Annotated in this window: 24 protein-coding genes and 1 pseudogene; 18 read left to right on the top strand and 7 right to left on the bottom strand. The window is 40.0% G+C overall.

Annotated features, from left to right (window positions below; genetic code table 11):
* Positions 1 to 65: 65 nt before the first annotated feature.
* From WS_RS05325 to WS_RS05295, 7 genes and pseudogenes are all read right to left on the bottom strand, one after another.
* Positions 66 to 379: pseudogene (locus WS_RS05325) on the bottom strand (transposase); the annotation flags it as partial.
* 484 nt (positions 380 to 863) lie between these two features.
* Positions 864 to 1,124, bottom strand: a complete 261-nt coding sequence (locus WS_RS05320) for a hypothetical protein (RefSeq protein WP_011138991.1) — start codon at positions 1,122 to 1,124, stop codon at positions 864 to 866.
* A 1-nt stretch (position 1,125) separates the two neighbouring features.
* Positions 1,126 to 1,800 (bottom strand): ParA family protein, encoded by a 675-nt coding sequence (locus WS_RS05315; RefSeq protein WP_011138990.1) that lies wholly within the window; start codon positions 1,798 to 1,800, stop codon positions 1,126 to 1,128.
* 107 nt (positions 1,801 to 1,907) lie between these two features.
* Positions 1,908 to 3,548, bottom strand: a complete 1,641-nt coding sequence (locus WS_RS05310; RefSeq protein WP_041571794.1) for a relaxase/mobilization nuclease domain-containing protein — start codon at positions 3,546 to 3,548, stop codon at positions 1,908 to 1,910.
* Positions 3,549 to 3,877: 329 nt separating this feature from the next.
* Complete coding sequence (locus WS_RS05305) at positions 3,878 to 4,852, bottom strand: hypothetical protein (protein ID WP_011138988.1); 975 nt, start codon at positions 4,850 to 4,852, stop codon at positions 3,878 to 3,880.
* Between the two features lie 52 nt (positions 4,853 to 4,904).
* Entirely contained in the window at positions 4,905 to 7,682 is a 2,778-nt protein-coding gene (locus WS_RS05300) for an AAA domain-containing protein (RefSeq protein ID WP_041572121.1), read from the bottom strand.
* 4 nt (positions 7,683 to 7,686) lie between these two features.
* A complete protein-coding gene (locus tag WS_RS05295) occupies positions 7,687 to 8,037 on the bottom strand; it encodes a helix-turn-helix domain-containing protein (protein ID WP_041571793.1) in 351 nt (116 codons plus the stop codon).
* Between the two features lie 178 nt (positions 8,038 to 8,215).
* On the opposite strand from WS_RS05295, the gene WS_RS05290 reads away from it, so the two are divergent.
* The 18 genes from WS_RS05290 to WS_RS05210 are packed head-to-tail and all read left to right on the top strand — an operon-like array spanning position 8,216 to position 23,600.
* A complete protein-coding gene (locus WS_RS05290) occupies positions 8,216 to 8,614 on the top strand; it encodes a TrbC/VirB2 family protein (RefSeq protein WP_011138986.1) in 399 nt (132 codons plus the stop codon).
* Between the two features lie 8 nt (positions 8,615 to 8,622).
* Positions 8,623 to 8,868 carry a hypothetical protein gene (locus WS_RS05285; RefSeq protein WP_011138985.1) on the top strand — a complete coding sequence of 82 codons (246 nt, stop codon included), beginning with the start codon at positions 8,623 to 8,625 and terminating at the stop codon, positions 8,866 to 8,868.
* A complete protein-coding gene (locus WS_RS05280) occupies positions 8,852 to 11,140 on the top strand; it encodes a VirB4 family type IV secretion/conjugal transfer ATPase (RefSeq protein WP_011138984.1) in 2,289 nt (762 codons plus the stop codon). The genes WS_RS05285 and WS_RS05280 overlap by 17 nt, the downstream gene beginning before the upstream one ends.
* A gap of 2 nt (positions 11,141 to 11,142) precedes the next feature.
* The gene (locus WS_RS05275; RefSeq protein ID WP_041571790.1) at positions 11,143 to 12,138 is read left to right on the top strand and encodes a TrbL/VirB6 family protein; all 996 of its coding nucleotides are present in this window, start codon (positions 11,143 to 11,145) and stop codon (positions 12,136 to 12,138) included.
* Positions 12,139 to 12,158: 20 nt separating this feature from the next.
* Positions 12,159 to 12,293, top strand: a complete 135-nt coding sequence (locus WS_RS11230; protein ID WP_269763967.1) for a hypothetical protein — start codon at positions 12,159 to 12,161, stop codon at positions 12,291 to 12,293.
* 43 nt (positions 12,294 to 12,336) lie between these two features.
* Entirely contained in the window at positions 12,337 to 12,930 is a 594-nt protein-coding gene (locus WS_RS05270; protein ID WP_049770655.1) for a VirB8 family type IV secretion system protein, read from the top strand.
* Positions 12,927 to 13,856: a TrbG/VirB9 family P-type conjugative transfer protein gene (locus tag WS_RS05265; protein ID WP_011138981.1), complete on the top strand. Its 930-nt coding sequence runs from the start codon at positions 12,927 to 12,929 to the stop codon at positions 13,854 to 13,856. Before WS_RS05270 ends, WS_RS05265 begins: the two co-directional genes overlap by 4 nt.
* Entirely contained in the window at positions 13,853 to 14,956 is a 1,104-nt protein-coding gene (locus tag WS_RS05260) for a DNA type IV secretion system protein ComB10 (RefSeq protein WP_011138980.1), read from the top strand. The genes WS_RS05265 and WS_RS05260 overlap by 4 nt, the downstream gene beginning before the upstream one ends.
* Positions 14,953 to 17,013: a hypothetical protein gene (locus tag WS_RS05255; protein ID WP_011138979.1), complete on the top strand. Its 2,061-nt coding sequence runs from the start codon at positions 14,953 to 14,955 to the stop codon at positions 17,011 to 17,013. Before WS_RS05260 ends, WS_RS05255 begins: the two co-directional genes overlap by 4 nt.
* A 17-nt stretch (positions 17,014 to 17,030) precedes the next feature.
* Positions 17,031 to 17,189 (top strand): hypothetical protein, encoded by a 159-nt coding sequence (locus WS_RS10965; protein WP_158305200.1) that lies wholly within the window; start codon positions 17,031 to 17,033, stop codon positions 17,187 to 17,189.
* Positions 17,189 to 18,100 carry an ATPase, T2SS/T4P/T4SS family gene (locus WS_RS05250; protein WP_011138978.1) on the top strand — a complete coding sequence of 304 codons (912 nt, stop codon included), beginning with the start codon at positions 17,189 to 17,191 and terminating at the stop codon, positions 18,098 to 18,100. The genes WS_RS10965 and WS_RS05250 overlap by 1 nt, the downstream gene beginning before the upstream one ends.
* A complete protein-coding gene (locus WS_RS05245; protein WP_041571788.1) occupies positions 18,097 to 18,456 on the top strand; it encodes a hypothetical protein in 360 nt (119 codons plus the stop codon). The genes WS_RS05250 and WS_RS05245 overlap by 4 nt, the downstream gene beginning before the upstream one ends.
* Positions 18,453 to 20,264: a type IV secretory system conjugative DNA transfer family protein gene (locus WS_RS05240; RefSeq protein ID WP_011138977.1), complete on the top strand. Its 1,812-nt coding sequence runs from the start codon at positions 18,453 to 18,455 to the stop codon at positions 20,262 to 20,264. Before WS_RS05245 ends, WS_RS05240 begins: the two co-directional genes overlap by 4 nt.
* Complete coding sequence (locus tag WS_RS05235; RefSeq protein WP_041571787.1) at positions 20,261 to 20,575, top strand: single-stranded DNA-binding protein; 315 nt, start codon at positions 20,261 to 20,263, stop codon at positions 20,573 to 20,575. Before WS_RS05240 ends, WS_RS05235 begins: the two co-directional genes overlap by 4 nt.
* A gap of 10 nt (positions 20,576 to 20,585) precedes the next feature.
* Positions 20,586 to 20,984 carry a DUF7768 domain-containing protein gene (locus tag WS_RS05230; RefSeq protein WP_049770654.1) on the top strand — a complete coding sequence of 133 codons (399 nt, stop codon included), beginning with the start codon at positions 20,586 to 20,588 and terminating at the stop codon, positions 20,982 to 20,984.
* Positions 20,981 to 22,633, top strand: a complete 1,653-nt coding sequence (locus tag WS_RS10830) for a DUF3991 and toprim domain-containing protein (RefSeq protein ID WP_011138976.1) — start codon at positions 20,981 to 20,983, stop codon at positions 22,631 to 22,633. The genes WS_RS05230 and WS_RS10830 overlap by 4 nt, the downstream gene beginning before the upstream one ends.
* A complete protein-coding gene (locus tag WS_RS05215; RefSeq protein ID WP_011138975.1) occupies positions 22,630 to 23,361 on the top strand; it encodes a hypothetical protein in 732 nt (243 codons plus the stop codon). Before WS_RS10830 ends, WS_RS05215 begins: the two co-directional genes overlap by 4 nt.
* The gene (locus WS_RS05210) at positions 23,358 to 23,600 is read left to right on the top strand and encodes a hypothetical protein (protein ID WP_011138974.1); all 243 of its coding nucleotides are present in this window, start codon (positions 23,358 to 23,360) and stop codon (positions 23,598 to 23,600) included. The genes WS_RS05215 and WS_RS05210 overlap by 4 nt, the downstream gene beginning before the upstream one ends.
* The last annotated feature ends 7 nt before the right edge of the window (positions 23,601 to 23,607 follow it).

Below are 23,607 nucleotides of genomic sequence, written 5' to 3'. Positions count from 1 at the left end.
TAAAGGCTAGAGGCTGGAAGATGAATTCTCAAAAAGTTGTCTTGACAAATGGTGGCAGTATACTCATGTTCTTTATGAAGATGCTCTACAGCTTCTCGTTTACCGTCAGGCGTTAGAGCTTTTTTTCTAAAAGATCCTTTAGTGCGTGATTTTCAAGTGCCATATCTGCAAACATCTTTTTAAGCTTAGCGTTCTCATTCTCTAGCTCTTTGAGACGTTTTATGTCCGAGACGCTCATACCTCCATACTTACTTTTCTACACATAAAAGGTTTGATTACTAACACCATGTTTACGACACACATCAGAAACTCTCATCCCAGCTTCTACTTCATTTAAAATGCCCACAATTTGGCTCTCTGTAAATCTACTCTTCTTCATTCCTAACTCCTGCAATTATTTTAGCAGAAGTTATCAACTCATATTCGGTCTAGTTTTTGGGGAGGGGTACAGTTGTAGTTTTCTAGTCTTTATTAAAAAGATTAAAAGTTCGATTTTATGGGGGTTTTGAAGGTGGTGTCAAGAGAGAGACTTGAACTCTCGACCTCCGGCTTATGAGGGGGGTCGTATTTTCAAAATATACGCAAATACAAGGGATGAAGCGCCTATGATTAACGCTTTTTCCCGCTTTTTCTTCATCTTTAGGTGACCATTTAGGTGACCATCCCCCCTTTTTTTTCACTCCCAATCTCCATCGAGAAAGTAGAATATTATTTGACAGGAGCCTGTTAGGAAAGTTTTAGGAATTTGTTCATGCCCTTTTTTACGGACAAAAAAGCCTGTTAGGAAAGTTTTAGGAATTTGTTAGGGAGCATATAAAAGACAATACAAAACCTAAAAAAGATTTTTTGAAAAAAATCTCTCTCTATTTAGAGAGACGACTTTCAAGAAACATCTCTAGAGCTTTCTCAACAATGACACTTTTCGATTCTGAACGTTTTGCTTCCGTTTCAACAAAAAGATTGAGACGATCAATGATCTCAAGCGAGAGATAAACCGTCACAAGTTTTTTCTTGCTTTTTTTGATCTCGCTCAAAGCAGTTTCACCTGTTGCACTTGAGACAAAATCATCAGCAGTTTTTGGAGATTCGCTATAGTCTTTTTTTTGCATTGATTTGAAACCCATGTTATCTACCCTTAATTAAACTTTGTCCTAATGTCAGAACATCTTCAAAAAAAATCCCAAAGTCCGATGATGCCTTCGCCCCATCGGGCATCTCGCTGATCGACATTCCTTCAAAAATCGCCTTTTTGTATATTTGACGCTCAAAGAGCGTCCCTCTTGAGAGAAAAATTCCATCTTTTTCTAGCGCAAGCACAAATTCACGAGCAAGCTTCACCTCTTTGTCCAAAAATGGATTTGGAGCAGCTTTAGATACCACCACTATTGCTTGAAGCGATTCATTGAAATCTTTTGCTTCTTCAAATCTACGAATCATTGACTCAAAAACTGCAATATCGAGTTGAGATGGCACTACGGGTATAATTACTATATCCGATCCAAGAAGTGCTTTTCTCGTCTCAACAGAATCACGTCCACCTGTGTCAATGACGATAGCATCGTAAAGTTTTTTTAAACGCTTGATCTCATCTCCAAGACTCGGTCCAGTTTTTGAGATGAGCGAAAAAATCGGCTCTATGCCAGCTTCACTTCGAATATTTCCAAATACACTACATGATGCCTGCGGGTCGGCGTCGATGACTAGGACATTATCACCACTCAGAGCGAGCATAGCTGCGAGATTTATAGCGATTGTTGTTTTTCCGCTACCACCCTTATCCGTCGCCACTGTTATTACCATGCTTTCCTCCTTGGTTATTTTATTTATTTTAATGTAATGTAATTTAAAATAATTTGAAATTACATTATTTAAAATTAAATAATTCAGACGAAGAGCTACTTATCTATTTATCTATCTCTATTTTCTTTCATTTTAATAAACTCTTTGAGCTGATCAATTCTTTCGAAATGCACTTCTTCTTGCGCACGATTTGAGCAAAATTTGATTTTGTTGATTTCAAAATATTTTTGGATTAAGCGATTTTCTCTGAGGGCAAATTCAGCTTGCTTGGAAGCTTTGACATTTTCAGCAATGTAGCGTTTTTTGAGAGGCATATACTCCTCTATACCGATTTTCTCCTCTCTCTTGCCAATGCCAAGCTGAAGCTTCTCTGTTTTTTTGAGATTCAACTCATATCGTTGTTTGAGCACCCCTCTAAGATCTTCGATATTTTTGAGCTGCGCAACTTTATACCAAAGAAGATTTTTGTTTTTTGGCTCAATAGCTTCGAGAGTTTTGAGATTTCTTTCTGATTCACGCAAAAGCTGAATCAGCTTATGCGCACTCTTATAGAAATATGCGCCTTTTTCGTATCTTGTCGCAATCAGCTTTTGAATTTTTGTAGATTTCGTTTGCTCCCACATTGCAAAAGAAGAATCGTGTAGGCATTCATCGACTGTTTGACGAATGATTTCAATCTCTTGTCTGTCACGAAGTGAAAGCTCTTTGTTTTTAGAAAGGGAGGAAAGAGATCTTTGAATTGCCACAATATTTGAGAAATGATCAAAAATTCTATCGCTTTCTGCTTTGATTGCATCGGTGTTCTTTTGAAAAAGATCAAAATACTTTTTCCTAGGAGTCTCAAGCTCTTGAATTTCTTTGACAAGTTTTTCGAGCTGGAAGGTATATTGCTTGATTCGATCAAAACTCATGTTTTTTTTATCTTCAAGTTCTTTGATTTTAATCTTTGAAATTTTTCTCTTTTTTTCATTGATTTTTGCATCAAGATTTTCGATCTTTGTGATTAGCCTCCATTGAATATATTCAAGCTTCAGCGTTGGCTCTAGTTTTTTCTCTAACTGCTCAAACGCAATAGCCCCAGCTTGCTCTTGAAGCTTTTGAATATCAATACTTCTGTCGTGTGCATATCGATTCTCATATTGACGCTGAAAAGAGCCATTCACATTGAGTGCATCAGCAAAATCAGTCCTCACTTTATTGAAAAACTCACGAATCTCATCCTTGCCCTTAAAATGAAGTTTTTTCCCCGTATATTTATTTCGCTTATTGACAATCACATGCACATGAGGCTTTGACTGATGCATGTGCTCAACCATGACATATCGATACTCAAAAAAATTTGCTTCCATCGCATCGCGCACACTTTTTTTCAATGCATTGATGTTTGAAAATGTATTCTCTTCATCAATTCCAAAAGTCAAATGCCATGCTTCTCGAGACTGAATGACTTTACCATTCAGGATTGTTTTTGTTTTTGAAAAATCAATCCCCCAATCTTTTAAAACTTCTTCAACACTTTTTTCATTTCCAAGCTCATCCTCAAGCGTCTCTCGAAAAGAGTGCGTGAGAATATATTTCAGAGCATTTTTTGCACCCACTGCCCCTATATTTGAAATCATCTTTACAACAACTTGTTTATTGTGTATTTGTGGCGTGCGAAAAGAGGAGGAAAGCTTCTCATTATTGCGCTTGCCCTTGCCTCGAATTTCGTCTAGAAGTTGTGCTATTTCTTCGTCAAAAGTTTTCATGAAAAAATGATAGCAAAAAAGATTCTTCCATCAAAATCCACCCCCCCCTTTTTTTTTGAAGTTTGCTCAAAAAAAGCTGGCGGTAACGGAGCTGCTCTTATAGAGGCAGGATAACCCTTTTTTACGGACAAAAAAGCCTCAAAATATTGAAACAATCGTATCTTCAGGGGTATTTAGCCCTCAATTGAGAAAAAATCAAATGAGTTACTAAAAAATTTTGATAGACGACAAATCAAAAAAGAGGCGGATTGAAGAGCATACGAGAAGGAGAATACATAGGTTAGTATAGCAAGTAGAACAAGTTACACCAACCCTTTGTCAAATGACAATCAAATGGGTTTTAGGCCCAATCTTTCAAACATTTCATCGCTTGTTTCATACCATCCATTTTTAGGTCTTCTTTCCTTGCCACGCTCAGCCTTTTCTCGCATCATTTCTGCGGCTGTTTTCTTCTTGCCTTCTTCTGCTCTTTGACCGCCCTCTAGGCGTTTCTTATTTTTATCGACATCTTCTTTGTTGATCTCATTTGCCGCAACAAGCATATTGAGCGAAAGTGCATAATCCATCTTCATTGACTGCTCATACTGTCGAGTCAATATCTCTACCATTTCCATCAAGATCGTATTAGTGATCTGCTGTTGCTTGATCATGTCAATCTCATTTTGGATACTTTCGAGGAGATCAGCAAGGCGTTGAACTTTTTCTTCTCGCTCCTTGATTTCATCCTCATTATAGAGATAGTTATTGAGCGCATCGAGATTGGCATAGGTTGCCTCTTTTTTGAGCTCGTTGAGTTCAACTCCTTTGATTTTCATGTATGAGTTGAGTCGATCAGATGCAAGCACATAGCTATCATAGTTTCCACTATGCGTTGCTTTCTGATAGTCCTCGAGCAGTGTTTTATAGAGAGGGTCTTTATCATTTCTGAGAAGTTGTTCAAGATAGAGCTTTGTATCGGCATTAGAATTATGATAATTTTTCACAAATTGTTCAATTCCAGTCTCTTGAATTCGATTTGCCAAACGCTTGAGTTTTCGATCAATATTTTGAACATTATTGACAAAGTTTTTGATGCGGGTGGCTGGGTTGAAAAGTTTTTCGTTTGATTCAAAAATCAGCTTCTCTGTTTCATTGATCATGTCATTCAACTTATTGATCTCTTTGAGCTGATCTGTAGCAATAGATATCTGATCATTGATTGCTTTGATCGTATTCATCAGATGCACATACGATCCGGGATCGGTGACTACTTGCGCAGCCATTAGATTGGAGGAGATAGCGGCAGCGACTAAAAACTTCTTCATTATTTCCCCTTTGTATTGATTTTAGGGATTATAGCAAAAAGCTTTACGGGGTTCATCTCTGGTCTGTTTGGCTTTTTATTTCTTTTAGTTTCTTGATCAATTTTTCCTTTTCTTCAAAATCATTAGTACAAAAACGAAGTAGAGGTATTTGATACTTTTCCAATATTCGATTTTTCAGCTCATCTCGCTTTTTTTGCTGGGGATTGTTTCGATGATACGAGACCCCATCCACCTCAATGGCCAAAGCTGCTCTTTTAGACACTTTGCTATAAAGGAGAAAATCTACATGAGAAAAAGAGTTGACAAACCGAAGCTCCTCTTCTTCTAGGATCTCCTTGTTTTTGATGAGCCAACGCAAAGGATAATTCAGCGAGACATCCAAAGCCAGAGAAGAAAATTGCTCCGATAGGGTTTCCTGAATGAGGTCATACATTAAATTTTCAGAGGAATACTTAGATCGACCCGCTTGCTGTGCCCATCGAGCTTTATATTTATCCAAAAGGGAAATACGGTGTTTATTTGAGTGAGGGCAGTAGCTTTTAAATAAAATATCAAAAATTGAATGAAGCTTGCTCTCAATCACTTCAAAATGATTGTATTTGATATACTCTACCAGGTCTTTGATATTTTGATTTTGTCCTCGATCGGAAACAGCCACATAGAGTCGCTTTTTTGCCCTTGAAATTGCTACATTCAGCAGTCTAGGATCATCAACAAAACTATTTTCTTGGTCCACTACTGTTGAGAGGATTATTGTATCTTTCTCGCGCCCTTGGTATTTGTGCACAGTGTTAACTTCAATCTCAATATTATCCCCTTTGAACACTTCTCTGCTTTGTTGATTATGAGCTTTAAAGGGCGAAATACAAGCAGCGTCACTGATATCAGCATCTGATAAGTGTTTAGAAATACTGCAGATTTGATGCATATTGCACTTGTTGCTCTCTGTCTTTCGATCACTTTGGGCTTCAATCAAAACTATAGGTGAAGTCTCTTCACAATTTTTAGTAAGAATAATCAATTCACCGTTATAAAATTTTTTGTTACAAAAATCAATTATCTTTGGGTGACATCGATAATGCTCCCTCAGCAAAGTCTTTGGTGCATGAGGAAAGACTCTAGATATGCTCTCCAGTAGGCTTTTTTGATAGTCATAGCTAGCCTCTATGGAAAAAAAATAGAGAAGCTCTTTGGCCTTTTCGACCATTTGGCCCTCAATAACAGGAGGCAATTGCTTGAGATCACCAACAATAACCGCATTTTTAGCACAAGATAGGGCGAGACCACCAGCAACCAAATCAACCTGAGAAGCCTCATCAATGATTAAGTAATCAAATAGATAATCATCTTTTTTGCACTCTCGAAGCGAATGGGTTGTGCTCAACAAAACGGGGTATTCTTCCATAAAATCATCACATCGAAAGCTGTCTTTATCGAACTCTTTTCTCTGTTCGCCCGATTTATACTTTTGGGAAAGCATGGACTTAAATATCTCCATTGAGATATCTTTGTACTCATTTAATACATTTTCAAAATCAATTCCGCTGAGCTTTTTCTCTAAAGTAGAAATCTTCTCTTCTAGCTCCTTTGTTTTAATGACATAGAATTGCTCTTTTAAAAATATTGCGATCTGCTTAAGGCTATAGTTATATAAAGAGAACGAGGTTATTCTGAACTTTATAAAGAATTTAATTTTAATAAATAGCGTTACATTTTTCACCCCATCAGCCTCAATCTTCTCAATCTCCGCCAGCAGAGAAAGAATCTCTTCCACGCTATATCGAGATAAATCAAGAAGACTTCGAAGATGGTCAATTTCTAAACTCTTGATCACCTCGTTTGCAAAATATGTTCTCTCAAGCCTGAGCTCCTCCATGCTGTGTATCGCTTGTGCTAAGTCATTATGGACCTGAAGTATTTCTCTTAAACTTGAGACTTTACTTTTTAAACTTTCATAGCCATGCTGATCGTCTGTCTTGATATCAAATGAGGGATACTTTTTCAGCTGGGCATCAAAAAACTTCTTTCGATTATCTTGATTTCCAAGTTTTGCCATAAAAAAAGAAAGTCCAAGAGCATCAAACTTTTCATAGATATTATCAACTGCCGAATTATTGTTTGAGACCACGGCAACTGTTTTTCCTCTCAAAAGTATGTTCGAGACAATATTTAGGATAGTTTGAGTTTTTCCTGTTCCTGGAGGCCCCTCTATAATGCTCACCTGATGGGAGAAAACCCGTTTAAGTGCTTTTTCCTGACTCAGGTTGAGCCCAAAAGGGAAGATAATCTCATCTTCTTGTGGGTCATCAAAAGATTTTGGCTGTTCACCACTAAGATATTTAGCAAGAATGCTGTCTTTAAGAATATCACCTTGATGCATGCGCATCTTTTGATATTGTCCGAGCAAAAAACCGCCACTTTGCGCAGGATATTCAGAATCCTCATCTTTTTCTGATTTTTTATTGCCAATCACCTTAGCTATCTTCGTGAGATACTGCAATACCTTGGGAATGGGCGAGATTTCCAAGAGCTCATTAAGATAAAGCTGGGACGAGCCATTGTTAAAAAATATTTTTGTATGCTTTTCAAAACTGAGAATCTCTTGAATATCAACTAGCTCTTTTGAACCAGCTAAAACATAATGTAATTTAGGATCGATCGAAGAAGGATTTTGAAATATTTCAACCTCACAATCATTATAGAAATAAGCTTTGGTGTTTTTGTTGATAAATGTCACTTTGGTTTTTTCACCGCTTCGCTCTACCTCTTGAATCTCGATTGTCTTCTCTTCCTTTTTTAAAAAAATTAAGTAATTTCTAATATCGACCACTCTACTAAACCCCCTCTTCTGCTTCAATGGCATCAGCTTTGATTCGAAAAAGATATATCTCCTTTTTTTTGATGCTTAGCTTTCGATAGGAATTGAGTAATTCAGTCTCTTGGTCGTCCAAGCCTGATGGCAAACGCTGAACTTCTTTTTTTGGATTCAGACCAAAAATATAATCTAGAGATATATTCGCATTTTGCGAAATAGTTAAAATTAAATCGTATGGAATAGTTCCTCGCTTTTTCCATGTGCTTAAAGTATTTGGCTTTATTTTATACATCTCGCAAAACTCGGAACTATTGCGTACAGATAACGCCTCAAAAAGCCGTTCTAGCACGAATTTAACTTTTTGTTCCATTCACAAAATCCTTTATTATCTATAAGCATCGCATTTTGTCTTGACATTATTCGCATTTTGAAATAGAATTTGGTTCAGATTGTCCATCTGGTGTCGAAAGGTGTCGAAATGCGAACAGACAAAACCACTCATTATAACAAATTAACCCGAATTAACGGTTTTTGCATGGTGCCCTGCCATGCGCTCAAATCACCCTCTACCCCTCCTAAGCACGAGGTTAAAAGGCTCGACCATCGGAGAGATCTCGACACCCTCTCCGATATCTTCCACTGCCCTACCTACCCACCAAAACAAAGGAAAACAGATGAAACAAATAGTTTGGCTTTGGCTGCTATCGCTTCCTCTTCTGGCTGCAAGCGGAGATCCAGGCGCGAAGTTCGCAGAGATCGTTGAGAGGGTCTATGACATGATTCAAAATGGAGTCGTTGCGGGTGTCGCCTCGCTGGTGATCATCATCATGGGTTTCATGCTGATGTTCAAAATGTTTGAGCAGTTTAAGTGGTGGTTTGTTGGAATCATTGGAGGTATTGCTCTTCTCTATGGCGGCACCTTCATCGTGAATGCAATTGTCAACTAGGCGAAGCAATGATTGAAGCAAACAATATTCGTGAAATCACAAAAAAGGAGAAGATCAAGGGATTGAGCAGAACCGCATGGGCACTATCAATGATCATCGCTGGTGGCTCTTTTCCTCACATTTTGTTTTGGAATATCCCCTTTTTTATTTTTCTTCTCTGCTTTTTTTATGTTGCAGAGTTTTTTGATGAAGATATCATGGATATCTTTTCAGCTAAAATCGAACTGAAGGCAAAAAATGAATATTTTGCCTAGGTTCTTAGAGCTGCTCATCTCAAAGCCTATGCATTCTATTGCGGAGGACAATAATATCATTGGCATCTACGATAGATCAGCTGGAATCATCGTCACCAAGGATGATAATTACGCCATAGGCTTTGAGATTGGCGGACTTTCGTATGGCGGATTAACACCAGAAGACGAGGAAGCACTTCATCTGACTCGAAAAATATTTTTTGCCAAAAACAATCCAAACATACGCATTGATATCTCAGTCAAAAAAGAGTCTCTCTCCCTTGAGCACCACGCGCGTGCAAAAAATCCACATAGCAGCAGAATCATTCAAAGATGGGAGAATAACTTCAACGCCTATCGACTCTCATATTATTTGATCCTCTCTACAAAGAACAAGGGAATCCTCTCTTTTTTGGAGGAAAAGAGAGAGAAAATGACCACAGAAGGGGGAGAAAACTCTCTCTACAAAATCGAGCAGCTTAAAGATGCGGCCAAAATGTTAGAGCTCTATTTGGGTCGATTTCGACCAAGAGCGTTGGATGGTGAGGAACTCATGAATGTATACGCAAGCTATTGCAACATGAGCCCAACCCTTTGTTCCTACAAAGATGGCTATCTCCGTGACAGCTACATCGACTCAAACATTCTCTTCAAGCGCGACTATATCATTCACGAACGAGACGGGAGTGAGATCTATAGCCGATACATTGCAATCAAGGCGTACGATACAGAGGAGATCAGCTCCTCTATCCTCTCCACGCTCTTCAATATTCCAGTCAGCATGAATGTACTCTTTCAAATTCAAAGCATTTCAAAAGAGAGCGTGCTTTGGAAAGTCAGCCAAAAAATCAAAATGAATAGTCAAAATGAGCTTGTTGTGGCAGAGCTTGATACCCTGCTGAAGGAGTTGCAATCAGACAGAGAGATGCTCCTCTACTTTTCCTTTGCGGTCATGGTGAGCGCAAAGACTCAAGAGGAGCTCAATCAACGATGCAATGAAGTCAAAGCTGCTTTGGTTGCAAAAGGGCTCATTGCCGTGCGAGAAACCCTCAATCAACAGCCTTTGTATTTTTCTTTTTTTCCAGGCAGAACCATCAATAGCAGAACTCGTCTTCAGAGCTCCACTGCTATATCAACAATTCTGACTTTCGAAAAAGACATAGAAGGATTTTCTCAAAATTCCTGGGGGGAATCTCCTGTCACAATTTTCAAAAATATCACCGAAACTCCATATTTTTTCAATTTTCATATGAGTCCTGGAAAAGACTGTCCAAATGGACATACGCTTGTGATAGGCAATACATACGCTGGGAAAACAACATTCATGAGTTTCCTGATGACTTGTCTTACAAAGTTTGAGATTGATATTTTTGCACTTGACAAATTGCGAGGAATGCACAATTTTTGCACTTTTCTCGGAGGAGACTATAGTGATATCAATGACGAATTTCGACTCAATCCATTCTCGCTAGCACCAACGCACGAGAATAGTCTCTTTCTCAATTCATTCCTGCGTCTGCTTGGGAATATCGATGAGCGAGAATATGAAGAAGTGAATGCAATCGCTGATACTCTTGAGCGTATCTATGAAAATTCTGAAAATATTACGCTTCTTGATTTTTACGAATCGCTTGAACGAGTTCCCAATCTCAAACATCGATACAAATCTCATCTCGATGGAATTTTTGCACATCCTGATGATGCACTCTCGTTTCAGAAGCAGATCACGATCCTCAACATGGATTCTGTGCTCAAAGACGAAATCAAAGCTTCACATCTCGCCTACTATGTGTTTCACAAAATCCTATATCAAGCAAAGACGAAAGGCAAAGGAGCTTTTGTCTTTGTTGATGAGCTCAAAGATTATTTGGCGAATGATGTGATGGCACATAAGCTTCTTGAAACAATTCTTGAAATTCGAAAGCTCAACGGTGTCGTGGCGCTTGGAGTGCAAAATTTAGATTTTTTTGACAACATCAAAAATGCAAGCTCATGGATCAACTCAATGGCCCATTTTGCAATCTTTCCCACGACAAATACAGAATCAATACAAAAGCATATCGAGCTAACACCTGCTGAATTGCGCTTTTTAAAAAATACAAATCCCCTAGAACGAAAACTACTTTGGAAAAATGCAAACACGAAAGAGAGTGTCATACTCGATGTGAATCTAAGCAGACTACGAGAATATCTTCGCGTATTCTCTTCAAGCGCAGAGGATGTCCTACAGATGAAGGCGCTTCTAGCTGAGGGCGAAGGCTGGAGAGAAAAATATCTACAAAGGGAGGGGTGAGAATGGCAACTGGAGAAGGGATTATCGGAGCATATCACTATCTGAGTGAAATCATGGGGGCATTTCAAGAGAATGTTGTCAACAATATGCTTGAGGCAGCTCAAGCAATCTATAACAATTCCTGGTTTGAAGCATCTTTTCTCGTGATTATCATCATCTACGCTTTTCAAGTGATGCAAGGTGGATTCACTCGTGAGGGAGTGTTGCGACTCATCAATATTTTATTGATGGCCATTTTGGTCAAAGCAATCATTTGGAATCGAGAACTTTTCTTTCTTTTTCTTGGCGTGATGCAGTTGCCTGCTGACATCTTCGCTTCAGCCGTGAGCTTCGTAGTAGGCGGAGAGTTAGAAAGCGAACCGCACATCATTTTAGATCAACTTCAAACAGTTCTTGGGGATGTTGGGGGCGTGATATTGGACAATGTGGGCTGGACAGTCTCGAATGTATTCTCTGCAATCTTTGCGATGATAATATTTTGGCTCGTCTCACTCGCATTGGTTTTGGTCATCATTTTCATGCTACTAGTGAGCAAGATGATCAGCATAGTTGCTCTAGGACTTGCTCCTATCTTGCTCCCCTTTTTGCTATTCAAAGCTACGCGAGGTATGTTTTTCGGGTGGATGAAATTTTATATTTCGTATTCTCTGTATGGACCATTCACGATCTTTTTTGGATACCTTCTCGCCGAAATCTCCACGCTCGCAATTCAAACCAAAGCGGATATGACATCAAGTTTTGATCTTGGAAATCTCTTTGCCCTCATCATCGCCGAAGTCATCATTGGAATCGTGATTTGGAAAATCCCGCAATTCGTCAATCAAATCATTGGCACTCAAAACGACAGTGGTAGTCTCGTCGGCGCAATAAATGGAATTGCGGCAAGTGTGAGCGCTAGCAGAGCGGCCACTCAGGGGGGGTGGCAAGTAGGAAAAGCTGCAAGAGACTCTTGGCTTAAAGCCAAAGAACATTCTTCAAGCAAAATCAAATCAAGTTAAAAGGAAGAGCGATGAAAAAGATGAAAAAATTGTTTTCTGTCACTTTGATGATTGCGATAGGACTAATTGCAGCTGGATGCTCTGATAAATACAAAGGGCTTGAGCGATCGCCATGCGCTTGCACCCCTGCCCCTGCGGTGATGACTCGTGTATGAAAAAGTGCGAGTAGCGACATCGCTACATCGTCTGAAGCGACGATTGATCGACTATCTCCTGCTGGCTTGTATCGCAGAGCTCCTCGTGATAGTTGTGCTCATCACCGCAATCATCACTCTTTTTCCTCTAAAGGAAAAAGAGCCGTATCTCGTCCATTTCTCGAACGCTGAACAAAACTTTGTCACTCTTGAGCGAGCTGGGGCTGAACTGCGTAGTGATAAAGCGGTTCTGACAGCACTGATGGCAACATATGTGCGAAACAGAGAGATGATCGATCGCATGACAGAGAAAGAGCGTTTCGAAGAAGTGAGACTTCAATCAAGTGCAAAGGTGTGGCGAAGCTTTGAGACACTTGTGAATACCGAGAATTCAATATACGCGCAAAAAAAGCTCAAAAGGGAAATAAGATTGGTGAACATCTCTTTTTTGCGCGTAGGAATCTCGACTGTAGATTTCATTGCAAAAACAACAAATGGCGAGAACGGCTCAACGATCTCGGAGGAGAGATATAGAGCGGTCCTTTCTTATGGTTTTGCAGATACAAAACTTCGCTTTGATGAAAAAAACATGAATCCAACAGGATTTCTTGTCAATGACTACGGTGTGACACAAATCAACATAGGAGATGCACTATGATGAAAAATATTTGGATTCTTTTACTTGCTTCAGCTTCTCTTTGGGCTGAAGTATCGATTTTTGATGAAGGAGAAATGAGCACAAAGACGCCCTCATCCCCAATGGCCACCCCAGAAACAATGATCGATCTCAAAGCAACCCAACAAATCTTTCTCAATGAGAAATTCTCAGGAAATGAGAACATTCTCTCGATCAACTTTATACATGGGAAAACTTTTCGTATACGAACCAGGTATGCGATGAGCACGACTATCATTTTGGATGAGGACAGAATCATTGACGCAATTCTTGGAGATAGTGTTGGATTTGAGAAGGTGATTCCGTCAAAAGACAAATATGACTTGAGCAATATCATCATTGTCAAGCCAAAAATGATAGGTATTGACACGAGCCTCACGATCATCGGAGAAAGCGGAAGGCTCTATAGCTTCTATCTCTATTCAACAGATCACAACTCAACAAAATACCCAAACTTAGTTGTTTTTGTCAGTGAAAAACATGATCAAATCACACGAATCCCTATACGCAATCTCGAAAAAGAAGCATTTGAGTTGGCAAAAGCGGAAAAAGAAGCCGAAGAAGCAAAAAAGAAAATATCCCTAGAAGCAGATGACTATCTCCTGATTGGAGATGAAGTTAATCGTCTTCGCGTGAAAATAGATGAAATTGAGCGTGGCTACGCACAAGAGGGAGAGGATTCTCTGAAGGCGTATGACATCTTCAACGATAATAAATTCACATATTTCCGCTACGACAGGAATCGCGCCGATTCTAGGTTTCCAGCTGTGTATCGCGTTGTTGATGGGTATGACAACCCAGTGAACACTCGCGTTGTCGGAAATTACATTATCGCGGAGACTCTCTCGAATAGATTCACGCTGAGAGCGGGAGAAAAATGGGTGTGCGTCAAAAAAGGGAAGAAATGAAACCCGTACTCAAGGCAATTCTGATTAGCTCAAGTGTTGTTCTGCTTCTCATGGGGTCTTTTTTTCTTGTTGCATGGATGGATTCTAAAGAGGATTCTAGCGACTCTGAAGGCTTTATTGATGAAACAAAGTTTCCGCTCACCGGTTATCTTTACAAGGAATCGCCAAAAGAAGAAAAGATCACAATTGAGGCCAAAAAAGAGGAACCAAAAGATACACTGGCAGAGCTTTCCACTCTCAAAGAGACAATCTCAAAAAAAACCACTGCATACACAATGGATATTTTTCCTAGAGATGATGGGGAGGCTCGCCTCAAAGAACAAAAACGACAATCAATGCTCGCGCAAAGACTTGGTGCACCTATTCAAATCAACCCACCTATCAATCAATTCACTCCAGAGCAAAAAGAAATTGACTACGGTGCGAACAGATTCTCGAATTATGACAAGCAAGATCTTGCTTCAAATGAGCATAGACTCCTTCGCACTATCACGGCAGATCGCATGATGCCAGCAATATTGATCACACCAATCACTTCAGATTTACCAGGTCAAGTCACGGCCCTGATTGAAGATGATATTTTTGCGGCAATGGGGCGTGCAAATCTCGTCCCCAAAGGCTCTAGGGCAATCGGCATATATGGCAGCAATAACAAGCTCGGAGAGAATCGTTTGCAGATTGTCTGGACTCGAATCATCACCCCACAAGGAGTCAATATTCTTCTTACTCAAGCACAGGCAGCAGATGTCACTGGTATGAGTGGAGCACTAGGAGAACTGGATAATAAGTATTGGGATAGGTATGGCTTAGCGCTGAGTCTCTCAACTGTAGCAAATGCAATTCTTTTGACTGTAGCGAATCAAACACAAAAATTCCCAAACGATCATCAAACCACTACATTGCTCGATAAGTCAGGTAACGACATTTCCACAATAATGAACAATATCATCAAAGAACAGACCAAGATTGCACCCACAATCACAATCAGTGCGGGCAGTCGAATTTTCATCAATCCTACGGTTGATATTTGGGTTCCGATTCCAAAAGACAATGAGGTTTTAGTCCAATACTTTACCGAATACAAGGAGTTCAAAAAATGAGACAAATATGGCTTTTCGTACTTTTGAGTGTTTGCCTTTTTGGGGCGAGCAAGGACAACAACAGTAGCGGCGACAAGCTTGATGTGACAATCAAGAAGGATACGATTCTAAAATACCAGGGCATGATTGAGGCCAAACCAGTGCTCAATGTTGATGAGGAGCTGATCCTTCGAGGTCAGTATAAAACAGCCCCAGATGGCAAGGTAGAGATCAATTTTAATCAGGCCGAATATCAAGACAAAACCTACAATCTCTCAGCACCATTCGAAAAAAGCGCAAGGCTGAAGGATCCATCGAACGCGACTCTCAAGCGCAACTCAAAAATCATCGTTGAGGGTGGCAGCAAAGAAGAGCTCCTTGCAATTCTGAACAAGACGAAGCTTGAGAAAGAAGAAAAGGGGAAAGAAAAAGAGAGCAATGCGGGCACAGGTCAAGCGGCAACTGCCAGCGGTGGAAGCAATGGCTCAAATGGTAGCAATGGATATACATCAGTCAATCCATACGGAAGCTATAGCGACAGCACATCAAAGGATAGCACGAACAGCAGCAAAGTATCCTGCCCTAGTGCATTTGTTCAAGATGGAATTGCAACCGTTTATGTGATCGAAGATAATCAGTGCACCCCTTATCAATCCAACAACATTTACGAAAAATATAATACAGCGACATGCAAGAATCGCATTGACTATGCAAACAACACTATCGAGCTTGGCGTAGAATTATATACAACGATTGATACGGGAAAAGAAGCACGAGTCAGCACATGCACATGGAAAGAGGCCATACCACTTTATAGCGAGGTTGGGTATTGCGATGCAACTCCAGATTATGACAATGGAGTTGCGCTCATTCAGGAGCAATACTATTACTATCTTGATGGCGAAAAAAAGACAATTGGCTCATGTCGTCCCTCAGGAAAAAAGATTGAACTCAAACACGATACAAATAGCTGCACAAAAGATAGACATGACTTTATCAACGGTATCACCTATGATCAAACACAATATTTCTATTCATACAACAATACACGCCATAATGTAGGTGAGTGCGTAGATAATCCTGACATTCTCCCTTATATGCATTACGAAGATGATACGACATGCGACTGGCAAGAGCTCGAGGGAAGAGTATTTTATAAAACTAGACTAGCATACAAAGATATGAACAATCATGTTCGATATGCAACCGAATGCGAGACGATCACAAGCGGAGGTCTCGAACTCATAGAGGAGTTTGCTGGCTATATCTACATGGATGAATCCCGACAAGCATTAAGGAAGATAAATAAATATTTTATTGTGCCTAATACAACACGTAAAATATACACCGACAAAGACGTACAAACAAGCAGCTCTTATCCTTACGAAGAGGAGGATTGTGGCTGGGATCATAACGATACCATGCGAGTGAGTTATCAAAAAAGCAGATGGTATTTCTTCGATACAGACGAGAATGTGAGAGTTGATTTTCAGAATGAATGCAAAACAAAAACTCAAATCTCATATGTCATCACAGACACAAAAGCGACAACCACAACGCTTGAGACATTGACAAACAAAACCGTGACTTTTGATGGAACGGGGTACAAAATATATGGCGTAGAGGCATATCTATCGAACACGCCAAACTACTCTAGAGTTGTGAGTTTAGATTGCTCCGCCCGCACAATCCCTTCACATTTTGTTCCCGGATCATATTCATGGGAAAATTCTTGTCCATTTCAAATGTATACTGAAACTGGAACTAAACAATTTTTTTCAGACGACACAATCAAAGTTTCCGCGCAAAACTACATGGGAGAACGATGGCATAGCACTAACTACAACTTGATCAAACAGGACGGAAGTTGTTACACTTTTATATCATTAGACCCTCCAAATAATACATACTGCGGAACCATATACAGGGTGCAAGCAATCAATCAATCGCCTCACGCAAACAATCAGACAATCGATATTGTGCAAACCGAATCAAAGCATAAATACATTCGAGGCGATGGATCAACATACGAAGATCCCGAATCTTGGCAAACAGAGACGCGATACATCGCAAAATAGCAATGGGAGTGAAAAATATGGAACTCATAAAAAAAGTGAAAGAGCTTCGATCTCTGATTGGACTCACAGAAAAAGCAGCAGCAGAGGCAGAAAAAGCAGAAAAAACTTGGCGCGTCAAAAAAGAAAAATACGACAAACTTCTAGCCGAACTAGAACAAAAAATGAGGGAACAATGATGACGAAAGTTCTCCAAAACCTCCTCAAAACACTAGAAGAGTATCTCACAGCAGATGGAGTGAACGAAGTTGTCATCAATAGAGAGCGAGAGGTTTGGCTTGACAAAGGTGGGGGTTGGCATGGGCCCATTTTTGACGCTCGTCTCACGACAAAATTTCTGAAAGATTTTTGTATCGAGCTCGCAAACAGTAGAGAGATGAGATTCAATGAAGACTTTTGCTCTCTATCCTGCGCAATTCCTCAAACACGCTACCGAGTGCAAGCTTTGCACTCGGTCATACTTCGGGATAGTGATATTGCGCTTTCAATTCGTGTACCAAACTCAAATATTTTCCCTATTGAAAATTTTCTGATTTCTCCAAACATCAAAACAACTCACGATGATCTCAAGCGTCTCATTTCAGAAAGAAAAAATGTATTGATAAGTGGTGGAACGGGTAGTGGAAAAACATCTTTTCTCAATGCACTTTTGCGGTTTGTTGACCGTGACGACAGAATTGTCACGATAGAAGACAGCGAAGAACTTTTTGTTGAAAATCCAAATCGAACACAAATTCTTGTCCCAAAAATTGATACAAAAAGTATGAGCTATGAACTTGCACTCAATAGTGCGATGAGACTTCGACCAGACAGAATTCTGCTTGGAGAAATAGACACAAAAAACACAATGACCTACCTAAGACTATCAAATACAGGTCACTCTGGTATGCTCTCCACTCTTCATGCAAACTCCCCAGCAGATGCGATTCATGCAATCATCAATAACGCGATGTTTGGATCTCAGCCAGTCGCAGAATCAATCATGAGGGGATATATCAAATCAGCGATCGATGTGATCATTCAAATTAAAAGGGAGGGGAAATCTCGAATCATTTCAGACATACTCAATCTCAAAGAAGCGCTCTCATGAAGACAAAAAGACTAGAAATCAGAATTGATCAAGAAACTATGCTCGCACTTGAATTTCAAGCAAAGCGCGCAAAAAAAACAAAAAGCAAATATATTAGAGATCTGATTAGTGCTCGAGCACAAAATCACAAAATCACAACGATCTACAAATGTCAACAACTGAACTTTGAAGTCATTCGACTCATCGCATCACTCACATCTAACGTCAATCAAATAGCATACCATCTAAACAGCGGAAAAATAGAAGAAGTAGACATGAATGATTTTTTTAAAACAGCCTACGAATTGAAGAAAGCTGCAAAAGATGTCAAGTCCGTTATCGCAGAAAATAATCTCATACTGAGGAATGTTTTATGATATTTCAAAAACTTGGAAATCATTTCATTATTGTTATTTTTGGAATGTCCCTTCTACTTCTCATCGTCAGTTCAATTAGAGCTTTTGTAAGCTCAAAAAATCGATTCGAACTTGCAACAAAGGATATACTCAAAGCACTATTCAAGCGTCTCTCTTTCGTGCTTCTGGGAGCTATTCTTGCCATTCCCCTTTTTGCAATTTCTCTATCGATCTACTTTGAAATCCCTCTTTTGGACACACCTATAAAAATTCAAAAGCTGATCGAAAGTATAGATTCTACGAATATTTCGAAGCTTCGAAATGAGTTTTGGCTATGTGTTGCATGGGCACTCACTCCTCTATCACTCGCATTGTTATACTTGTTCACTCCCGCCAAATCGACCGCATATGGTAGAGCAAGATGGGCTGAAAAATCGGATATTCAAAAGATGGGATTAAACTGTGAGCGAGGATTTATCCTCGCACGGGCGTGGGGTAAAAAGATCAAATATGACACTCCACTTTCTACACTTGTCATTGCTCCGCCAGGAACAGGAAAAACAAGCGCAATCATCATTCCAAATCTTCTATCAATCCCAAACTCTCAAGTTGTGATTGATGTCAAAGGAGAAATATGCTCCCTCACGGCTGGATACAGACAGAAAAAACTCCTCAATCAAGTATTCATCTTCAATCCCTTTGGAGAGGATTCGAATTTTCATTTCAATCCATTCAATCTTGAACGAATGTCAAAACTTGGCTTTGCCGAGAAGACAGCAATCGTGCGACAAGTTGGAAGCACAATATTTCCAAAACCGAAAGATGAAAAAGATTCACACTGGAGAGAAACGGCGAAAACTTTTTTCGAGTTCGCGGCAATGCATAACATCGAAAAATATGGCTACACAACACTTTACGAAATTTATAGATTTCCAAAGAAAGACTGGACAGACGAGCTTGAAGACAAATATTTTGATGAGAAGGAAAAAAGGGAGGAACTTGGTGAGGAGGTGAATACTTTTCGCCTTCTCCTTCGGCAAATTGCCGAGAATGAAACTCTTCATGACAATATTCGTGATGATGCAAGACGCTTTCTCGGCACACCGGCAAATGAATTTGGGAGTGTGCTCTCGACATTCTCAACGAAAATGAGTATTTTTGGCGATCTGCGCGTGAAAGAGCTCACAGATCAAAATTCATTCATGCCAGAGAGGCTTCGCGAAGACAATATCACGCTTTACATTAAGTGCTTGGAAAAAGATATCCCCTCCCTCTCTCCGATCATTCGAATTCTTCTTGAAACAATCGTGAAAGAGCTCATGAGCAGAGAGAGCACAGATCCAAAAGAGAGAATATATCTCGAGCTTGATGAAGTGATGCGCTTTGGTGAACTTGATTTCATGATTGAGCTTCCAAGCATTTCAAGAAGCTACAACTTACCAAATATTTTTGCAGCGCAGAGTTATGCGCAGATTCGCAAACACTATTCACAAGAGGATCTCGAGATCATGCTTGACACAGTTGCCTATCAGGTCGTTTTTCGCGCAAATCGGCAGCAAGCAGCAGAAGATATCTCAAAAGAGGTTGGTGATTTCACTGCGCACAAAAAAACAACATCAAGTCAAGATATCAAAATCCTTCAAAGCTACAGCACAAGCGAAGAGGCGAAACGACTCGTGACAGCTCAAGATATTCTCAATATCCCAAAAGATAAAGTTTTGATTCTCGCCACTGGGCATAAAGCAACACCAATTTTAGCGCAGGCTAATTTTTATTTTAAAGATCGAACAGAGCGTCAAAAAACAAAAATCAAAAAGGAGAACAAATGATCAATACCATCACAATGAGCGGAAACTTGATTGCTGATTGCGATCAGAAAAGTGTCAAAAAAAGAGAGAAGAATGAAAATTTCACCATAGTTAACTTCACCATAGCACATAACTATCAAGGTCGAGAAGCTGAAATCATATTCATGCCAGTAACTGTTTTTGGAGCTTATGCAGAAGCTATCGCTCAGCACTTAACAAAAGGAAAGGGCGTTGTGGTGAGTGGCACCTTAAGAGAAGATTCTTTCGAGGATAAGGACAAGAAACGACAACGGAAAAAATGGCTTGAAGCTAATTCTGTGCAACTTTGCTAGGAGGATCATCATGAAAAAAGAGGTCTATCTTTGTTCGCCCCTCATGGGCGGTAATGACGAAGGAATCGGAGAAATTCGGGGGGATGGTAGCGCAATTAGGTACCAACAGCTCAAAAGAACCAGAAACGAAATTTACGCAAGAGTATGCCTGAAATCATTGATTCTCAAGGGTTACTTGGTCGTAGCGCCCCATTTATTATATGCACAAGTTTTAGACGACTTTGATCCCGCAGAGCGAGAATTAGGAATTGGCTTGGGGTTGGAAGAACTAGCTAGATGTAAGGCTTTAGTACTTTGCCCTCGATATGGAATCTCAGATGGAATGGCAATTGAACTTGAGACAGCCAAAAAGTTAAACCTACCAACATTCTTAATCGATGAAGTACCAGAGTTAGGAGGAGACAAATGAGTTTCGAAGAGATATTAAAAAGCGAAGCACTGAAGCTTGAGATTGAACGACTGAAAGAAGAATTTGTTTCTATTGAAAAGTTTAATGAGCACCTAAAAATCTCAATCATAGAGAGTGAAACAAAAATCAGAGTTATTTTGCCCGATGGTAGAATATTTGGGCATAATTATCAAAAAACACTGGAGGAACTAGGCAATGCAAGAGAATATATCGAGAGCGGAACATGGCGAAGAGAGGTCATTCGAAGAGTGGGAGAAATCCTTGAAAGAGAGAGAAAAGATACTAGACGAGATGGAAGACTTGATCACCCACGCGAAGGAGAACAACGACGAGATAGAAGCACTGCAAGTACAGATGAAGAACTTCAAGCCAGGGCAAGATTTAGAAGGGATAGATCTGCAGCTCTACGAGGCGATGCTGGATCGAGTGGAATATCTACACGAGAACAACAGCGAGCTATTTCAGCGTATGGAGATTCTCAAAGAAGCCCACAAAAAAGCGATGTAAACCCACTTAGTATTCCCCTCAATGAGCTCCTAGCGCTTGCTGGATATGAGCCCAAGAGAGACAAAACTTCACGAAATAATGTGGTTATGCGTGGTGGCCCTGGAGATAACCTTGTTATCTCCAGGATGCCCGACGATCATTATCTCTACTTCAATGCCAACAACGACAGCGACCGTGGAACAATCTTTGACTTTTGCAGGAATCGTGGAATTAGCGCACGAGATTTGATAGGAGCCTATGAAAGGGGAGGAGGTGAGATACAGCATAGCATAGAGCGAACGGGAACCTCACGAACACCAGCGAATCTGAAAAAAATACAAGACACTTGGAATGCCCTACCCCCTTACTCTAAAAGTGAAGACACTTATTTAGAAAAGGTGCGTAAACTCTCTCGAGAGACTATTGCCCTCTACTCTGAAATTAAAATCGATGAACGGAAGAATATCTGCTTTCCTAGTTATGCCCTTGACGAAAAGAGTGGCTATATCATGATTGTCGGCTATAACAAACGACTGCAGAGCCCACTCACCAAAGATAAAGAAGGCAAGCCCTACGAGAAGCCAATCAAAGCTCTTCATTCTGGGGAAAAAGGCTTAGAAATTCTCAAGGCGACAGGACTCAAACAATCCAACATCAAAACTCTGGTTATAGGCGAGAGCTCCATCGATATGCTTTCACTAGTTGAAATGAAAAAAATAGATCCATTCTCGTCCCTTCTCGTCGCGACAGGTGGCCAACTAAATGAATCTGCTCAAAAACTATTAGGAGAACTCTCGAGGAGATACCCAAATGCTGAGCTCATTCGTGCACCCGATAATGATCGAGATGGTATAAGGATGACAGAGAAGATTGCAGGAATTCTTCAGCGAGAATCCGTCGAACTCTTTCCACAGCTCAAAGACCATAATGATGATCTAAAAGCCTTGAAAATTCTCAATCAAGCATCAAGTGATCTTCGTTCTGAACTCAGCAATGAACTCAGTCAAACTATTCGTGCAGCCAGGGATCAGAATCATAATCACAACAAATTGCTTCAAAAAATTAATGAAATCACAAAACTCATACCACCAGATCGATTACAACTTCAAGCAATCAATCAACTTCAGCAAAACCAAATAGAAAAAGGAGGACGAGAGAGATGAAGAAAGCCGCTTTTACCCCAACCCCGGACTGGCTAAGAACATGGGTTGAGGATAAAGATCGACGATACTGGAGTGCTCAAAAACATGCCAGAGGCATCCTGAGCTACACAGTAGCACTCAAAAGCCTTGAAGATTACTTCAAGGCGATAAAATTGGGCTCGCTTAAACCGAACCAAAGAAGTATAGCGTATTTTGCAAAAGCGTGGGGATGGAATTGGACAAAAACACTGAGATTTTTTGTAATCGTGATGGAAGCACTCGAAAATCTCGATGCACGCTTTCAGCGTCTCAAGCGCAAAGCTGAAGAATACGCACAACGAGCCAAAGAATATGTCTATAAAGCTCGAGGGAAAATTTTCAACTCCAGCACCAAAGGCGATGAGAGTGAAATTGAAAAACTTTTTCTTGATGCAATGGCGGGAGTGGCAAAAAATAATCCAGCCTTTTACAGGCGCAAGATCAAAGAGAATCTTCGCGCAGGAGATCCTGCGACTGTTGAGAACTTTGAGAATTTCAAACACGCCAGGACAGCTGAAGAGCAAAAAAGGGAGCGAGATGCTCTTCAAGAAAAAATTCAAAATCAAATAGAAATCTACAATATGAAAAATGATGAAAAAATTATTAAATGCATAATCGATTCAGAGCAGAAAAAAGTGCAATTGACTAGAGCTGACGGACAAGTGCTTATTTTAGAGTTGAGCAATCTTGACCTACTGGGGGTATTATGAAAAAAAAATTTGCTCAAACCAAGAACTTGCCAGATATTTTTGATTTAAGCGTTGATTACTTCTATGCACGTATGGGAAAAGAGTTTGTTGCAGGCGTTCATTATTTTATTCCACCCACCACCTCTAAAACAAAAAAAGCCATCCTGTGGGATTTAGAGGCTCTCGAGAATTGGCTCAGGGGCTACGAAAACTCAAAGGCTGATCCAGAAGTTTTTGAACTTCTGGATCGAATCAGCTAAAATCTCA

The sequence above is a fragment of the Wolinella succinogenes DSM 1740 genome (assembly GCF_000196135.1).
GTDB lineage: Bacteria > Campylobacterota > Campylobacteria > Campylobacterales > Helicobacteraceae > Wolinella > Wolinella succinogenes.
Note: the sequence above shows the minus strand (reverse complement) of the source record. Positions and strands in the feature narration are given on the sequence as shown.

What these genes read in the sequence shown, in the direction of transcription:
- WS_RS05215 (WP_011138975.1), top strand. Translation starts at nt 22,630, where the DNA reads ATGAAGAAAGCCGCTTTTACCCCAACCCCGGACTGGCTAAGAACATGG.
- WS_RS11230 (WP_269763967.1), top strand. Translation starts at nt 12,159, where the DNA reads ATGAAAAAATTGTTTTCTGTCACTTTGATGATTGCGATAGGACTAATT.
- WS_RS05255 (WP_011138979.1), top strand. Translation starts at nt 14,953, where the DNA reads ATGAGACAAATATGGCTTTTCGTACTTTTGAGTGTTTGCCTTTTTGGG.
- WS_RS05230 (WP_049770654.1), top strand. Translation starts at nt 20,586, where the DNA reads ATGAAAAAAGAGGTCTATCTTTGTTCGCCCCTCATGGGCGGTAATGAC.
- WS_RS05290 (WP_011138986.1), top strand. Translation starts at nt 8,216, where the DNA reads ATGCGCTCAAATCACCCTCTACCCCTCCTAAGCACGAGGTTAAAAGGC.
- WS_RS05275 (WP_041571790.1), top strand. Translation starts at nt 11,143, where the DNA reads ATGGCAACTGGAGAAGGGATTATCGGAGCATATCACTATCTGAGTGAA.
- WS_RS05305 (WP_011138988.1), bottom strand. Translation starts at nt 4,852, where the DNA reads ATGAAGAAGTTTTTAGTCGCTGCCGCTATCTCCTCCAATCTAATGGCT.
- WS_RS05210 (WP_011138974.1), top strand. Translation starts at nt 23,358, where the DNA reads ATGAAAAAAAAATTTGCTCAAACCAAGAACTTGCCAGATATTTTTGAT.
- WS_RS05295 (WP_041571793.1), bottom strand. Translation starts at nt 8,037, where the DNA reads ATGGAACAAAAAGTTAAATTCGTGCTAGAACGGCTTTTTGAGGCGTTA.
- WS_RS05260 (WP_011138980.1), top strand. Translation starts at nt 13,853, where the DNA reads ATGAAACCCGTACTCAAGGCAATTCTGATTAGCTCAAGTGTTGTTCTG.
- WS_RS05280 (WP_011138984.1), top strand. Translation starts at nt 8,852, where the DNA reads ATGAATATTTTGCCTAGGTTCTTAGAGCTGCTCATCTCAAAGCCTATG.
- WS_RS05265 (WP_011138981.1), top strand. Translation starts at nt 12,927, where the DNA reads ATGATGAAAAATATTTGGATTCTTTTACTTGCTTCAGCTTCTCTTTGG.
- WS_RS05250 (WP_011138978.1), top strand. Translation starts at nt 17,189, where the DNA reads ATGACGAAAGTTCTCCAAAACCTCCTCAAAACACTAGAAGAGTATCTC.
- WS_RS05320 (WP_011138991.1), bottom strand. Translation starts at nt 1,124, where the DNA reads ATGGGTTTCAAATCAATGCAAAAAAAAGACTATAGCGAATCTCCAAAA.
- WS_RS05310 (WP_041571794.1), bottom strand. Translation starts at nt 3,548, where the DNA reads ATGAAAACTTTTGACGAAGAAATAGCACAACTTCTAGACGAAATTCGA.
- WS_RS10965 (WP_158305200.1), top strand. Translation starts at nt 17,031, where the DNA reads ATGGAACTCATAAAAAAAGTGAAAGAGCTTCGATCTCTGATTGGACTC.
- WS_RS05240 (WP_011138977.1), top strand. Translation starts at nt 18,453, where the DNA reads ATGATATTTCAAAAACTTGGAAATCATTTCATTATTGTTATTTTTGGA.
- WS_RS05315 (WP_011138990.1), bottom strand. Translation starts at nt 1,800, where the DNA reads ATGGTAATAACAGTGGCGACGGATAAGGGTGGTAGCGGAAAAACAACA.
- WS_RS10830 (WP_011138976.1), top strand. Translation starts at nt 20,981, where the DNA reads ATGAGTTTCGAAGAGATATTAAAAAGCGAAGCACTGAAGCTTGAGATT.
- WS_RS05235 (WP_041571787.1), top strand. Translation starts at nt 20,261, where the DNA reads ATGATCAATACCATCACAATGAGCGGAAACTTGATTGCTGATTGCGAT.
- WS_RS05245 (WP_041571788.1), top strand. Translation starts at nt 18,097, where the DNA reads ATGAAGACAAAAAGACTAGAAATCAGAATTGATCAAGAAACTATGCTC.
- WS_RS05285 (WP_011138985.1), top strand. Translation starts at nt 8,623, where the DNA reads ATGATTGAAGCAAACAATATTCGTGAAATCACAAAAAAGGAGAAGATC.